Origin of the sequence: Streptomyces sp. NPDC056224 (genome assembly GCF_042267665.1) — a bacterium.
In the GTDB taxonomy this organism is placed as follows: domain Bacteria; phylum Actinomycetota; class Actinomycetes; order Streptomycetales; family Streptomycetaceae; genus Streptomyces.
In genome coordinates this window covers 1-14,535 of sequence record NZ_JBHJTK010000015.1, presented here as the reverse complement: position 1 = coordinate 14,535, position 14,535 = coordinate 1, and the positions used below count along the sequence as shown (strand labels likewise).

13 protein-coding genes are annotated in these 14,535 nt (G+C 70.9%); 7 read left to right on the top strand and 6 right to left on the bottom strand.

Annotated elements, in window-relative coordinates; genetic code table 11:
• Nucleotides 1-76: 76 nt before the first annotated feature.
• Nucleotides 77-1,126, top strand: coding sequence for an LLM class F420-dependent oxidoreductase (locus ACFCZ1_RS19245; protein ID WP_376679464.1), 1,050 nt, complete (start codon nucleotides 77-79; stop codon nucleotides 1,124-1,126).
• Nucleotides 1,127-1,360: 234 nt separating this feature from the next.
• The gene (locus tag ACFCZ1_RS19240) at nucleotides 1,361-2,149 is read left to right on the top strand and encodes a ferritin-like domain-containing protein (protein ID WP_376679463.1); all 789 of its coding nucleotides are present in this window, start codon (nucleotides 1,361-1,363) and stop codon (nucleotides 2,147-2,149) included.
• 61 nt (nucleotides 2,150-2,210) lie between these two features.
• Here ACFCZ1_RS19240 and ACFCZ1_RS19235 read toward each other — a convergent pair whose 3' ends face one another.
• Nucleotides 2,211-3,203, bottom strand: coding sequence for a magnesium and cobalt transport protein CorA (locus ACFCZ1_RS19235; protein ID WP_376679462.1), 993 nt, complete (start codon nucleotides 3,201-3,203; stop codon nucleotides 2,211-2,213).
• A gap of 55 nt (nucleotides 3,204-3,258) precedes the next feature.
• Here ACFCZ1_RS19235 and ACFCZ1_RS19230 point away from each other — a divergent pair, with 55 nt between their 5' ends.
• The 4 genes from ACFCZ1_RS19230 (at nucleotide 3,259) to mshC (ending at nucleotide 6,772) form a co-directional block, all read left to right on the top strand.
• Nucleotides 3,259-3,963: a histidine phosphatase family protein gene (locus tag ACFCZ1_RS19230; RefSeq protein WP_376679461.1), complete on the top strand. Its 705-nt coding sequence runs from the start codon at nucleotides 3,259-3,261 to the stop codon at nucleotides 3,961-3,963.
• A 72-nt stretch (nucleotides 3,964-4,035) separates the two neighbouring features.
• Nucleotides 4,036-4,626, top strand: a complete 591-nt coding sequence (locus tag ACFCZ1_RS19225) for a DUF3090 domain-containing protein (protein WP_376679575.1) — start codon at nucleotides 4,036-4,038, stop codon at nucleotides 4,624-4,626.
• On the top strand, nucleotides 4,590-5,432 hold the full coding sequence (locus tag ACFCZ1_RS19220; protein WP_376679574.1) for an SCO1664 family protein: 843 nt from the start codon (nucleotides 4,590-4,592) through the stop codon (nucleotides 5,430-5,432). The genes ACFCZ1_RS19225 and ACFCZ1_RS19220 overlap by 37 nt, the downstream gene beginning before the upstream one ends.
• Nucleotides 5,433-5,542: 110 nt before the next feature.
• Entirely contained in the window at nucleotides 5,543-6,772 is a 1,230-nt protein-coding gene (gene mshC / locus ACFCZ1_RS19215) for a cysteine--1-D-myo-inosityl 2-amino-2-deoxy-alpha-D-glucopyranoside ligase (protein WP_376679460.1), read from the top strand.
• A gap of 359 nt (nucleotides 6,773-7,131) precedes the next feature.
• On the opposite strand, the gene ACFCZ1_RS19210 is transcribed toward mshC, so the two are convergent.
• The 5 genes from ACFCZ1_RS19210 to ACFCZ1_RS19190 form a co-directional block, all read right to left on the bottom strand.
• Nucleotides 7,132-8,127, bottom strand: a complete 996-nt coding sequence (locus ACFCZ1_RS19210) for a PAC2 family protein (RefSeq protein ID WP_376679459.1) — start codon at nucleotides 8,125-8,127, stop codon at nucleotides 7,132-7,134.
• 128 nt (nucleotides 8,128-8,255) lie between these two features.
• On the bottom strand, nucleotides 8,256-9,863 hold the full coding sequence (locus tag ACFCZ1_RS19205; RefSeq protein ID WP_376679458.1) for an FAD-dependent oxidoreductase: 1,608 nt from the start codon (nucleotides 9,861-9,863) through the stop codon (nucleotides 8,256-8,258).
• A 41-nt stretch (nucleotides 9,864-9,904) separates the two neighbouring features.
• Complete coding sequence (gene glpK, locus ACFCZ1_RS19200; RefSeq protein ID WP_376679457.1) at nucleotides 9,905-11,431, bottom strand: glycerol kinase GlpK; 1,527 nt, start codon at nucleotides 11,429-11,431, stop codon at nucleotides 9,905-9,907.
• Between the two features lie 76 nt (nucleotides 11,432-11,507).
• Nucleotides 11,508-12,290, bottom strand: coding sequence for an MIP/aquaporin family protein (locus tag ACFCZ1_RS19195; RefSeq protein ID WP_376679456.1), 783 nt, complete (start codon nucleotides 12,288-12,290; stop codon nucleotides 11,508-11,510).
• Between the two features lie 322 nt (nucleotides 12,291-12,612).
• Nucleotides 12,613-13,380 (bottom strand): IclR family transcriptional regulator, encoded by a 768-nt coding sequence (locus ACFCZ1_RS19190; RefSeq protein ID WP_376679455.1) that lies wholly within the window; start codon nucleotides 13,378-13,380, stop codon nucleotides 12,613-12,615.
• Nucleotides 13,381-13,630: 250 nt separating this feature from the next.
• Here ACFCZ1_RS19190 and ACFCZ1_RS19185 point away from each other — a divergent pair.
• On the top strand, nucleotides 13,631-14,535 hold a 905-nt coding region (locus ACFCZ1_RS19185), incomplete at its 3' end, for a homocysteine S-methyltransferase family protein (RefSeq protein ID WP_376679454.1).

The following is a 14,535-nucleotide window of genomic DNA, read 5'->3' as shown; positions in this document are numbered from 1 at the left end:
ACGGATGGGCTCCTGGCACGCTACAGTCCCCGGACATGCACGTTACTGATCGGTAAATTCGGTAAGGGGACGACACATGCGGCTCGGCATCAATCTCGGCTACTGGGGTGCGGGCATGGACGCCGACAACCTCGCCGTCGCGCAGGAGGCGGACCGCCTCGGCTACGACGTCTGCTGGGCGGCCGAGGCTTACGGCTCCGACGCCCCGACCGTGCTGGCCTGGGTCGCCGCCCAGACCGAGCGCATCGACGTCGGCTCGGCGATCCTCCAGATCCCGGCCCGTCAGCCCGCCATGACGGCCATGACGGCGGCCACCCTCGACTCCCTCACCAAGGGCCGCTTCCGGCTCGGCCTCGGCGTCTCCGGCCCGCAGGTTTCGGAGGGCTGGTACGGCGTCAAGTTCGACAAGCCGCTCGCGCGGACCCGGGAGTACGTCGAGATCGTCCGCAAGGCGATGAGCCGCGAGCGCCTCTCGTACGAGGGCGAGCACTGGACCCTGCCGCTGCCCGGCGGCCCGGGCAAGCCGCTGAAGCTGACCGTGCACCCCGAACGCGAGCACATCCCGCTCTACATCGCCGCCATCGGTCCCAAGAACCTGGAGCAGACCGGCGAGATCGCGGACGGCGCGCTGCTGATCTTCCCGGCCGCCGAGCACCTGGAGGCCACCGCGCTCACCCACATCCGGGCGGGCCGCGCGAAGGCCGGGCTGACCATGGACGGCTTCGACGTCTGCCCGACCGTACCGCTGGCCCTCGGCGAGGACGTGAACGCGCTCGCCGACGTGTTCCGCCCGTACACCGCCCTGTACGTCGGCGGCATGGGCAGCCGGAAGCAGAACTTCTACAACCAGCTGGCCCAGCGCATGGGCTACGAGAAGGAAGCCGCCGAGATCCAGGACAAGTACCTGTCGGGCGACAAGACCGGCGCGGCCGCGGCCGTCCCGCACTCGCTGATCGACTCGACCACGCTGCTCGGCCCGGTCGCGCGGATCGCGGACGGCATGCGGGCCTACGCGGAGGCCGGAGTCACCACCCTCACGCTGGCCCCCGCCGGATTCACCCTGGACGAGCGGATCGCCGCCCTGCGGGCCGGCACGGAGGCCATGGAGCTGGCCGGTCTCGCCTGATCCCGGATCCCGGAGCCCGCTGACGGGGAGCAACCCGCAGGCGGCGCCGGGGAAGGAAGGTCTGCGGCCGTGGTGGGGGCTCGGGGGGTCTTCCCCGCCACGGCCGACACAGCCAACAACGCGACGGGCGGCCCCCGGGTTACGCGCCGTGGGCCATCCCGGGGGTTCGTTCATTCGGACGAGTAGCGCGTCCCATCGGTTGCCCGGCCCGGTCACCGGAGTTTGACTCGTTGCATGCTCTCTGCCCGCAGCCTGTTCCAGGAGATCGTCGACCACGACGACGCCTTCCAGCTGTTCTGCTCCATCGCCGCCAGCGGGGAGTCCCAGGGCGGCTGGGAGAACGCCCGGATCGCGGCCCTCGTACCCGACTCGATGCGCGGTCTGGCACCCAAGATCACCCGGCACGGGGCCGACGAGGACAAGCACGGGCGGATCTTCAACGCGCTGCTCCGCAAGCGCGGCCTGCCGCCCGTCCCCGTACCGCCCGAGACCGACTACACGATGCTGCTGGAACGTCGCGGTATCGGTCTCGCGCACGAGAAGCTGCGCGGCGACGAACCGCTGACCGAGCGCGACATCGTCGTCTACCTCGCGCACAGCCGGGTCACCGAACAGCGCGCCGCCGACCAGATGGACATGCTGGTCAGGAACTTCGGCGACCACCCCGAGGTCGGCAAGGCCATCCGCATGATCAGCCGGGACGAGGGCAACCACCTCGCCTACTGTCACGAGGAATTGCTGCGCCTGGCCCGGGAGGGACACGGCCGCACCATCCAGGGGGTGCTGCGGGAGAGCGCGCTCGTCGAGATCGCCGTCTACCGGGACGTGAGCCTCGCCGTCATGGACCACATGGGGCGGCTGCTGCGCTGGCCCGCGCCCAAGGCGACCGCGCTCGCCGCCGGCATCCGCGGGATGTACGCCTACGAGCGGTTCAGCCGCTGGCACCGGATGGTCAGCCTCACCATGCCCGAACGACGCGACGCCCTGGGCGGAGCGCCGCTCACCTCGCCCGAGTTCGCGTAGCCCCGGTCCGGAGGCCGGAGGCCGGAAGCCGGAGCGGAGGCAGGAGACCGGACGCCGTTCGCTACAGCCAGCCCCGGCGCTTGAACATGCGGTGCAGGCCCAGACACGCGCCCGCCATGACCGCGATCACCGCCGGATAGCCCCAGGCGTGCCGCAGCTCGGGCATCACGTCGAAGTTCATCCCGTAGATCCCCGCCACCATCGTGGGGACGGCCGCCATCGCCGCCCAGGCCGAGATCTTGCGCATGTCGTCGTTCTGCCGGACGCCCATCTGCGCCAGGTGCGCGGCGAGCGCGTCCGACAGCAGCCGGTCCAGGCCCTCGATGTACTCGTTCGCCTTGGTCAGGTGGTCGGCGACGTCGCGGAAGAACGGCTGGGAATGCCCGTGGACGAAGGGCACGCTCCCGGAGGCGAGCCGGTTCATCGGCTGCAGCAGCGGGCTCGTCGACCGGCGGAACTCCAGCACCTGCCGCTTGAAGCCGTAGATCCTGGAGGCGGTGTTCTTGGTGTCGGAGGCGTTCGGGGCGAAGACGTCGGCCTCCAGCTCCTCCAGGTCCGCCTGCAGCTCGGCCGCCACCTCGATGTAGTGGTCCACCACCGCGTCGGAGACCGCGTACAGCACCGCCGTCGGGCCGTGCCGCAGCACGTCGGGCTCCTGCTCCAGCCGGCGCCGTACGGCGGCCAGCGGGGCCCCCTCGCCGTGCCGGACGGTGACCACGAAGGAGTCGCCGATGAAGACCATCAGCTCGCCGGCGGTCACCGTGTCGGTGTCCTCGTCGTACATCACCGGCTTGAGGACGACGAACAGCGAATCGTCGTACACCTCCAGCTTCGGGCGCTGGTGCGCGGTCAGCGCGGCCTCCACCGCCAGCGCGTGCAGACCGAACTCGCTGCGGACGTAGTCGAATTCCTTCTCCGACGGCTCGTGCATGCCGACCCAGAGGAAGGCGTCACCGGTCGCCCGTGCCTCGTCCAGGGCGTCCGAGAGGTCCTCGGGTCCCTCGGTTCGGCGGCCGTCCCGGTAAATCGCGCAGTCCACAATCACGCGGGGCATTCTCCTCTGCCCGCGGCCCGCCCGCACCACCGCCCCCAGCACATAGGCTGGCGCCATGGCCACGCTGATCCTCGTACGACACGGGCGGTCCACCGCCAACACCGCTGGGCTGCTCGCCGGATGGACCCCGGGAGTGGCCCTCGACGAGCGCGGCGCCGAGCAGGCCGCCGCCCTGCCCGGGAGGCTGGTGGGCGTACCGCTCGCCGCCGCCGTCACCAGCCCGCTGCAACGCTGCCGTGAGACCCTCGCACCACTGCTGGCCGCCCGGCCGGACCTGGAGGTGCACACCGACGAGCGGATCGGCGAGTGCCACTACGGCGACTGGTCGGGCCGCAAACTCTCCGAGCTCGCCGAAGAACCCCTGATGAAGATCGTCCAGCAGCATCCGTCGGCGGCCGCCTTCCCCGGCGGCGAGTCCATGCGCGCCATGCAGGCGCGCGCGGTGGAGGCCGTACGGGACTGGAACGCGCGGGTCGAGGAGGAGCACGGGAGCGACGCCGTCTTCCTGATGTGCTCCCACGGTGACATCATCAAGTCCCTCGTCGCCGACGCCCTCGGCATGCACCTGGACCTCTTCCAGCGCATCCACGTCGACCCCTGCTCCGTGACCGCCGTCCGGTACACGCCCACCCGGCCGTTCGTGTTCCGGCTCGGCGACACCGGGGACCTCGGCTCGCTCGTGCCGCGCTCCGCGACGCCGGACAAAGCAGTGGAGGACGGCGGGAACGCGGTCGTGGGGGGCGGCGCGGGCGCGGCGTGATCGAACGGCGCAGTAGGGTGGATGAGCCCGCACACGCGCGGCTCCGCCCTGCGCCGAGACTTGGAGACGGACGTGCCCCGTCAGGTGTTCCTCTACGACCCCCCGGACCGCTTCGTGGCCGGCACGGTCGGTCTGCCGGGACGCCGTACGTTCTTCCTGCAGGCCTCCTCCGGCCCCCGCGTCACCAGCGTCTCCCTGGAGAAGACCCAGGTCGCGGCGCTGGCCGAGCGGATGGACGAGCTGTTGGACGAGGTCGTACGGCGCACCGGCGGCAACGCCCCGGTCCCGGCCGTCGCGCCGGCCGAGGCCGCCGACACCGCGCCGCTGGACGTACCCGTCGAAGAGGAGTTCCGCGTCGGCACCATGGCGCTGGCCTGGGACGGCGAGGAACAGCGCATGATCGTCGAGGCGCAGGCCCTCGTCGAACTCGACGCCGAATCGGACGAGGACCTCGCCGAGGCGGAGGAGCGGCTGCTCCAGGACGAGGAGAACGGCCCGCCGATGCTGCGGGTCCGCCTCACCGGCGCCCAGGCCCGGGCCTTCGCCAAGCGGGCCCTGGACGTGGTCAACGCGGGCCGCCCGCCGTGCCCCCTGTGCAGTCTGCCGCTGGACCCGGAGGGACACGTCTGCCCGCGCCAGAACGGCTACCGGCGCCAGGTGTGACCGCCACGGGGGAGATCGAGAAGTTGCTCGCCGAGGGCGAGCTCACCGTCGTCGGCCGGATCCGGGAGGCGTCCAACGCCGTCCTGGTGTGCACCGTCACGTACGGGGGCGAGAGCGCCGACTGCGTGTACAAGCCGGTCAAGGGCGAGCGCCCGCTGTGGGACTTCCCCGACGGGAACCTCGCCCAGCGCGAGGTCGCCGCCTACCTGGTCTCCGAGGCCACCGGCTGGGGCCTGGTGCCCGCCACCGTGCTCCGTGAGGGGCCGTACGGCGAGGGCATGGTCCAGCGGTGGATCGAGACGCCCGGGAGCACGGAACCCGGCGCCGGGCTGCTCGCGCTCGTCGAGGGCGAGGAGGCGGGGGAGGGCTGGAAGCCCGTCGCCCTCGCCGACGTGGGCGAGGGCCGCACCGCCCTGCTCGTGCACGCCGACGACCCGCGGCTGCGCCGGCTGGCCGTCCTCGACGCCGTGATCAACAACGGCGACCGCAAGGGCGGCCACCTGCTGCCCGGGCCCGACGGCCGCCTCTACGGCATCGACCACGGCGTGACCTTCCACGCCGAGGACAAACTGCGGACCCTGCTGTGGGGCTGGGCCGGGGAGCCGCTGACGGACGAGGCGCGCGAGGTACTGACCTCGCTGGCCGCCGAGCTGGCCGAGGGAGCCCCGCTCGCCACCCGGCTGGCCCAGCTGATCACCGCGGTCGAGCTGGCCGCCGTACGGGGCCGGGTGGCGGAGCTGCTGCGCACCGGGATCCATCCGGAGCCGTCCGGGCAGTGGCCGTCGATCCCCTGGCCGCCGGTGTGAACCGGCCACGAGCCGTACGCACAGATCCGGCCAGACCGCAAGAGTACTGATCAGGACAACAGTGCAGGTCCGGTTCGTTTCCGGAACATCCGTCCGGTTAGGCTCGACACATGCATGCCTGGCCCGCTTCTGAGGTCCCCGCCCTTCCTGGCAAGGGCCGCGACCTCAAGATCCACGACACCGCGACCCAGGGGACGATCACCCTCGCCCCCGGTCCCGTCGCCCGTATCTACGTCTGCGGCATCACCCCGTACGACGCGACCCACATCGGTCACGCGGCGACCTACAACGCGTTCGACCTCGTACAGCGCGTGTGGCTCGACACCAAGCGGCAGGTCCACTACGTCCAGAACGTCACGGACGTGGACGACCCGCTCCTGGAGCGGGCGCTGCGCGACGGACACGACTGGACCGAGCTCGCCGAGCGCGAGACGGCGCTGTTCCGCGAGGACATGACCGCTCTGCGCATGCTGCCGCCGCAGCACTACATCGGAGCCGTCGAAGCCATACCCGGCATCGTGCCGCTCGTCGAGCGGCTGCGGGACGCGGGCGCCGCCTACGAGCTGGAAGGCGACGTGTACTTCTCGGTCGAGGCCGACCCGCACTTCGGCTCGGTCTCGAACCTCGACGCCGAGGCGATGCGGCTGCTCTCGGCGGAGCGGGGCGGCGACCCCGACCGGCCCGGGAAGAAGAACCCGCTGGACCCGATGCTGTGGATGGCCGCCCGTCCGGGCGAGCCGAGCTGGGACGGCGGCTCGCTGGGCCGCGGCCGGCCGGGCTGGCACATCGAGTGCGTGGCGATCGCCCTCGACCACCTGGGCATGGGCTTCGACATCCAGGGCGGCGGCTCCGACCTGGCGTTCCCGCACCACGAGATGGGCGCCTCGCACGCGCAGGCACTGACGGGCGAGTTCCCGATGGCCAAGGCGTACGTACACGCCGGCATGGTCGCCCTGCACGGCGAGAAGATGTCGAAGTCGAAGGGCAACCTCGTCTTCGTCTCGGCGCTGCGGCGGGCCGGGGTCGACCCGGCGGCGATCCGCCTGGCCCTGCTCTCGCACCACTACCGCGCCGACTGGGAGTGGACGGACGACGTCCTCGCCGAGGCGGTGGCCCGGCTGGAGCGGTGGCGTGCGGCGGTGTCCCGGCCGGACGGCATCGCGGCGGACGCGGTCGTCGAGGAGGTCCGCGAGGCCCTGGCGAACGACCTGGACGCCCCTGCGGCACTGGCGGCCGTGGACCGCTGGGTGGAGCTCCAGAACGCCACCGACGGCGACGACGAGTCGGCCCCCGGTCTGGTCTCCCGCACCGTGGACGCGCTGCTGGGCGTGGCGCTCTAGGCACCGGCGGCAGTAGGAAGCAGTACGGAGCAGTACGGAGCAGTTCCGAAGGAGCGCGCTCCCGGCCCGGTGCCGGGGGCGCGCTTCGCCGTTCCACCGCGTCACGGCCCGCCCACCGAGCAGTCGTGCACGGTGGGCGAACCGGGCGAACCGGGCGGCGCCGCCAGTCCGGCGGGGTCGCGGTCCCGGCCAGGTCCGCGACCTCCGGCACCACCGGGGCGCGTCCGTCGTGCGGGCCACGCTGCCCCTCCTGCGTGCGGGACCCGTATCGAAACACGGCTCCCTGACAGGAGGTTCGGGAACAGGAGGCCCGGGGACAGGGGGTCCGCTCGGCGACCGGGGTGCGGGCGACGGCCAGATCAGGCCTCGGCCTCCGGAGGGCTGTCGTCCTCGTCGGGGGACGGCGGCGGTTCCTCGCCGGAGACGTCCGGCCGCCGCTTCGGGCCGCGGGGGAGCCCGCCGGAGGTGTCCCGCAGTTTCGACGGGTCACCCGGCTCCGCGGCCGGGCCCGCCGCGGGATCCCGGCGCCGCAAGTACCGCTCGAACTCCCGCGCGATGGCGTCGCCCGACGCCTCCGGCAGGTCGGCGGTGTCCCGGGCCTCCTCCAGCGTCTGGACGTACTCCGCCACCTCGCTGTCCTCGGCGGCCAGTTGGTCCACGCCCAGCTGCCAAGCCCGTGCGTCCTCGGGGAGTTCGCCCAGCGGGATCCGGATGTCGATCAGATCCTCCAACCGGTTCAGCAGCGCCAGCGTCGCCTTCGGGTTCGGCGGCTGTGACACGTAGTGCGGCACCGCCGCCCACAGCGACACCGCGGGGACGCCCGCGTGCGTACAGGCCTCCTGGAGCACGCCCACGATCCCGGTCGGGCCCTCGTACTTGGTCTCCTCCAGGTCCATCGTCCGCGCCAGGTCCGCGTCCGAGGTGACTCCGCTCACCGGCACCGGCCGGGTGTGCGGCGTGTCCCCGAGCAACGCCCCGAGGACGACCACCATCTCCACGCCCAGCTCGTGCGCGAAGCCGAGGATCTCGTTGCAGAACGACCGCCACCGCATGGACGGTTCGATCCCGCGCACCAGCACCAGGTCCCGCGGCTTGGCGCCGCCGATCCGGACCACGGACAGCCGCGTCGTCGGCCAGGTGATCTTCCGTACCCCGTTGTCCAGCCACACCGTCGGCCGGTTGACCTGGAAGTCGTAGTAGTCCTCGGCGTCGAGCGCCGCGAACACCTCGCCCTTCCACTCCCGGTCCAGGTGTGCGACCGCACCGGAGGCCGCGTCACCCGCGTCGTTCCAGCCCTCGAACGCGGCCACCATGACCGGGTCGATCAGCTCGGGCACGCCCTCAAGCTCGATCACCCAGGTCTCCTTCCGAAGTTCCCCTTGCGTACACAGGTCAGCCTAAGCCTTGAAGGGACGTCGGCCACAGCCCACGACAGAGGGGCGGTTCCCCTCGGAACCGCCCCTCTTCCCCACCTGCGTGAGCGCTATGCCTTGTGGCTCAGCATCTCCTGGACCCGGGCCCGTACGGCCTCGTCGTCCAGACCGCGGACGGTCACCGTCGTGCGGCGGCGCAGCACGTCGTCGACCGTCTCGGCCCACTCGTTGTCCCGGGCGTAGGCGACCTGCGCCCAGATCTCCGGACCGTCCGGGTGGATGCGCTCGGCCAGCGCCGGGTCCTCGTTCGCTATCCGAGCGATGTCGAAGGCGAGCGAGCCGTAGTGCGAGGCCAGGTGGCGCGCGGTCAGCGGGTCCATCCGCGTGCCGGGCTCGCGGTCCACCAGCAGCCGGTGCGCGACCGCGTTCGGGTTGGCGACTCCGGGCAGCGCGATCCGGCGCACCAGGGACTTCACCGGCTCCATGTCCTCGGTCAGCGGGCTGCCCGGGAGCTTCGCCAGCTTGTCCATGACCACGCGGCCGATGTGGCGGTACGTCGTCCACTTGCCGCCGGCCACCGACAGCATGCCGCCCGCGCCCTCGGAGACCACCGTCTCGCGCTTGGCCTTCTCGACGCCGCCGGGGCCGCCGGGCAGCACCCGCAGGCCCGCGAAGGCGTAGGTCATCAGCGAGCGGTCGAGGTCCGCGTCCTTCACCGAGAAGGCCGCCTCGTCCAGGATCTGCTGGATGTCGGATTCGGTGGCACGCACGTCCGCCGGGTCGCCCTCGTACACCTCGTCGGTGGTGCCGAGGAGGAGCTGGTCCTCCCACGGAAGGGCGAAGGTGATGCGGTACTTGTCGATCGGGGTGGCCATGGCGGCCTTCCACGGCGACTTGCGCTTCATGACGATGTGCGCGCCCTTGGAGAGGCGGATCGACGGCATCGAGTGCTTGTCTTCCATGCGCCGCAGGTGGTCCACCCACGGGCCGGTGGCGTTGAGCACGACGCGCGCGTCGACACCGAACTCGGTGCCGTCGAGGCGGTCCTTGAGCTCGGCACCGCTGACCCGGCCGCGCGTCATGCGCAGGCCGGTGACCTCGGCGTGGTTGAGGACGACCGCGCCCGACTCGACGGCCGCGCGGACCGTCATGACGGCGACCCGGGAGTCGTTCATCTGGTGGTCGTAGTAGACCGCGACGGCCTTGAGGTTGTCCGTCTTCAGGCCGGGGTTGTCGGCGGCGGCACGGGCCGGGGAGATGACCTTGCCCATGCCGTCGCCGAAGGCCGAGAGGGCGGAGTAGGCGAAGACGCCCGCGCCCAGCTTGGCCGCACCCACCGGACCGCCCTTGTAGACCGGCAGGTAGAAGGTGAGCGGGTTGACCAGGTGCGGGGCCACGTCCTTGGCCAGCACCCGGCGCTCGTGGTGGTTCTCTGCGACCAGCTTGACCGCGCCGGTCTGCAGGTAGCGCAAGCCCCCGTGGACGAGCTTGGAGGAGGCGGAGGAGGTGGCGCCGGCGAAGTCGCCGGCGTCCACCATGGCGACCCGCAGACCCGACTGCGCGGCGTGCCAGGCCACCGAGGTGCCCAGGATTCCACCGCCGATGACCAGCAGGTCGTACGTGGCCTTCGCCAGCTGCTCACGGGTCTCGGCGCGGCTCGCGTTCGAACCGGCGGTCGGGTGCGTGCCCAGTGCGGTCACGCTCTGCAGGCTGCTCATATCTCTCTTAGCTCCTCGTCGATAGCGTCAGCTGAGTGAGGTCAGCTGGCGTCTTCGTCGTCGACCCAGCCCATGGACCGCTCGACGGCCTTGAGCCAGCTCTTGTACTCGCGCTCCCGCTGCTCGGCGGGCATCCGCGGGGTCCACTCCGCCGCGCGGCGCCAGTTGGCGCGCAGGGCGTCGGTGTCGGGCCAGAAGCCGACGGCCAGGCCGGCGGCGTAGGCGGCGCCGAGACAGGTGGTCTCGGCGACCATCGGGCGCACCACGGGGGCGTCCAGGAAGTCCGAGAGCGTCTGCATCAGCAGGTTGTTGGAGGTCATGCCGCCGTCGACCTTGAGGGCGGCGAGCTCGACGCCCGAGTCCTTGGTCATGGCGTCGGTGATCTCGCGGGTCTGCCAGGCGGTGGCCTCCAGGACGGCACGGGCGATGTGCGCCTTGGTGACGTACCGGGTGAGGCCGGCGATCACACCGCGGGCGTCGGAGCGCCAGTACGGGGCGAACAGGCCGGAGAAGGCGGGCACGAAGTAGGCGCCGCCGTTGTCCTCGACCGAGGAGGCCAGGGTCTCGATCTCGGCCGCGGACTTGATCAGGCCCATCTGGTCGCGCATCCACTGGACGAGCGAGCCGGTGACGGCGATGGAGCCCTCCAGCGCGTAGACCGGCTTCTGGTCGCCGATCTGGTAGCCGACCGTGGTCAGCAGCCCGCTGTAGGAGTTGATGATCTTGTCGCCGGTGTTCATCAGCATGAACGTTCCGGTGCCGTACGTGGACTTCGCCTCGCCCTCGGCGAAACAGGTCTGGCCGAACAGCGCGGCCTGCTGGTCACCGAGCGCCGAGGCGACCGGGACGCCGGCCAGGACGCCGTCCTTGACGTGGCCGTAGACCTCGGCGGAGGACTTGATCTCCGGGAGGACGTTGAGCGGGACGCCCATGGACTCGGCGATCTTCTCGTCCCAAGCCAGGGTGTGCAGGTTCATCAGCATGGTGCGCGAGGCGTTGGTGACGTCGGTGACGTGCACGCCGCCCTGCGCGCCGCCCGTGAGGTTCCAGATGACCCACGAGTCCATGGTGCCGAAGAGGATGTCGCCGGCCTCGGCGCGCTCGCGCAGCCCCTCGACGTTGTCGAGCATCCAGCGGATCTTCGGGCCGGCGAAGTAGCTCGCCAGGGGCAGGCCGGTCTCGCGGCGGAAGCGGTCCTGGCCGACGTTGCGGCCGAGTTCCTTGCACAGGGCGTCGGTGCGGGTGTCCTGCCAGACCAGCGCGTTGTGGACCGGCTCGCCGGTGTGGCGGTCCCACAGGAGGGTGGTCTCGCGCTGGTTGGTGATGCCGACGGCCTTGACGTCGGCGGAGGTGATCTCGGCCTTGGCGATGGCCCCGGCGACGACCTCCTGGACGTTGGTCCAGATCTCGGCGGCGTCGTGCTCGACCCAGCCCGGCTTCGGGAAGATCTGCTCGTGCTCCTTCTGGTCGACGGCGACGATGCGGCCGTCGCGGTCGAAGACGATGCAGCGGGAGGAGGTGGTGCCCTGGTCGATCGCGGCGATGAAGGGGCCGGTGCTGCTGGTCATGTGGCTGCTCCTGGCAGGTCTATGAGTAGGCGGAATCAGGATGCGGTGCGGATCTTACGAAGCGGGCCGAAACTGATCAGGCGAACGCGATGTTGTACAGACCGCCGGCGATGGCGGCACCGACGAGCGGGCCGACGACCGGGATCCAGGAGTACCCCCAGTCCGAGCCGCCCTTGTTGGGCAGCGGGAGCAGGGCGTGCACGATGCGCGGACCGAGGTCGCGCACCGGGTTGATGGCGTAGCCGGTCGGACCGCCCAGCGAGAGGCCGATGCCGACGACCACGAACGAGGTGATCAGGACGCCGATGACGCCGAGTCCCTTGCCGCCGTCCTGGAGGCCCTGGGTCAGGATGGCCAGGACCAGGACGAACGTACCGATGATCTCGGTGGTGAGGTTCTGGACGACGTTGCGGATCTCGGGGCCGGTGGAGAAGATCCCGAGCACGGGGCCCGCCTGGTCGTGCGGGTGCGGGTCCTCCGGGCCGAGCTTGGCGTCACGGATGTTCTCCGGGTCCGCCAGGTGCACCCGGAACTGGCCGTAGTAGGTGATCCACATCAGGACCGCGCCGAGCATCGCGCCGAGCAGCTGGCCCGCGAAGTAGACCGGTACGTCGCTCCAGTCGCTGTTCTTGATGGCCAGGCCGACGGTGACGGCCGGGTTGAGGTGCGCGCCGGAGAGCGGGGCGGCCACGTATGCGGCGATCAGTACGGCGAAACCCCAGCCGAAGGTGATCGCGAGCCAGCCCGCGTTGCGGGCCTTGGAGCTCTTGAGCGTCAGGGCGGCGCAGACGCCACCGCCGAGCAGTGTGAGCAGGGCGGTACCGATGGTCTCGCCGATGAAGATGTCGGAGCTGGACACCCGCGACTCCTTACGTACGTCCAGGGGTGGGCGGACACCGGGTCCCTCCGGTGGTCCTCGCACTCGGTGAGTGCTGCACCGGTCCTTGGCCTCGTCACACCCTAACGCGTATTGCCGGTAGGTGTTCGACAATGCCGACCGATGAACGGCAGTTTTCCGCCTAGGTGAAGAACGCGTCAAGGGTCGACCAGGTCAAAGAACCGGATCGTTACCACTCGGGACGATCGCCCAAATCAGGCCAGTCGGCGATCAGAAAACGACAAAATCCACCCAAATGGCACACGAGGTGGCCACTGGGTGGATCGGATGGCTCAGGTCAAGCTCAGAACCGGCCCGCGCCGAGATCGCGTGAAACCGACCTTGCGCAATCCCGCACGGAGGCCACCAGGGCCGGACGCGGCTCACCGGACTCGGTGCAGACCCGCTCCACGGCCCCCGCGACGGCCACCGCGCCGACGGGCATCCGGCGCCGGTCGTGGATGGGCGCGGCCACCGAGGCGATGCCGTCCCAGGTCTCCTCGACGTCGGCGGCCCAGCCGCGTGCCCGGGTCAGGCTGAGGATCTCCTCGAAGCCCGCGCCGTCGGTGACCGTACGGGGGGTGAACGCCTCCCGCTCCACCTCCAGCGCCTGCGTGTGCGCGACCGGGTCGTAGGCCGACAGCACCTTGCCCAGGGCCGTGGAGTGCAGCGGCTGCATGGCCCCGACCTCCAGCACCTGGCGGCTGTCGTCGGGCCGGAACACGTGGTGCATGATCAGCACCCCGCTCTGGTGCAGCACCCCCACGTACACGCTCTCGCCGCTCGCCCGGGCCAGGTCGTCCGTCCAGACCAGGGCGCGGGCACGCAGCTCGTGCACGTCCAGGTAGCTGTTGCCCAGGCGCAGCAGCTCCGCGCCCAGCTGGTAGCGGCCGGACGCGGGGTCCTGCTCCACGAAGCCCTCGGCCTGCAGCGTGCGCAGGATCCCGTGCGCCGTGCCCTTGGCCAGGCCGAGGGAGGAGGCCACGTCCGAAAGACCCAGACGGCGCTCCCCGCCCGCCAGGAGTCGCAGCATCGCAGCGGCTCGTTCGAGCGACTGGATGTTCCGTGCCATGGCGCAGCCTCCTGCTGACGTAGTTCGACAATGCTGAACACTATCGGCCGATGCCGACCTTCTGCATGCGTGGGCGCTTTCCGGGGCGGCGCGGCCGGCCCGACCCCGTACGGACCCCCGCGCACAGAATGCAGTCCGCCACGTGGGACAGCCTCACCGGGGCCGGGGCCTCGCGGTTACTCTGGCCGCGTGCACCCTTGACACGGAGGGGTGCAAAGCCGACAGCCGTCGCATTCCAGGGAGCTCGCCCATGGCCTCGTTGCCGAACCCGCCCGCAGACACCCAGACCCGGGCCGATGCCCTCCGAGAGGCGCTGACCACCCGTGTGGTCGTCGCCGACGGAGCCATGGGGACGATGCTGCAGGCGCAGGATCCGTCGATGGAGGACTTTCAGCAGCTGGAGGGCTGTAACGAGGTTCTGAATGTGACGCGTCCGGACATTGTGCGGACGGTGCACGAGGCGTATTTCGCGGTGGGTGTGGACTGCGTCGAGACGAATACGTTCGGGGCGAATTTCGCGGCGCTGGCCGAGTACGACATTGCGGAGCGCAATTTCGAGCTGTCGGAGTCGGGTGCGCGGATCGCGCGTGAGGTCGCGGACGAGTTCACGGTCTCCACCGGGCAGCAGCGGTGGGTGCTGGGTTCGATGGGCCCGGGCACGAAGCTGCCGACGCTGGGTCACATCACGTACGCGAAGATCCGTGATGCTTACCAGGTCAACGCCGAGGGCCTGCTCTCCGGCGGCGCCGACGCGCTGCTGGTGGAGACCACCCAGGACCTCCTGCAGACGAAGTCGTCGGTCATCGGGGCCCGCCGCGCCATGGAGGCGCTCGGCGTCACCGTCCCGCTGATCTGCTCGGTGACGGTGGAGACCACCGGGACGATGCTGCTGGGTTCGGAGATCGGCGCGGCGCTGACGGCGCTGGAGCCGCTGGGCATCGACATGATCGGCCTGAACTGCGCGACGGGTCCGGCGGAGATGAGCGAGCACCTGCGCTATCTGGCGCGCAATGCCCGCATCCCGCTCTCCTGCATGCCCAACGCCGGCCTGCCGGTGCTCACGAAGGACGGGGCGCATTATCCGCTGACCGCTCCCGAGCTCGCCGACGCGCAGGAGACGTTCGTGCGGGAGTACGGGCTGTCGCTGGTGGGCGG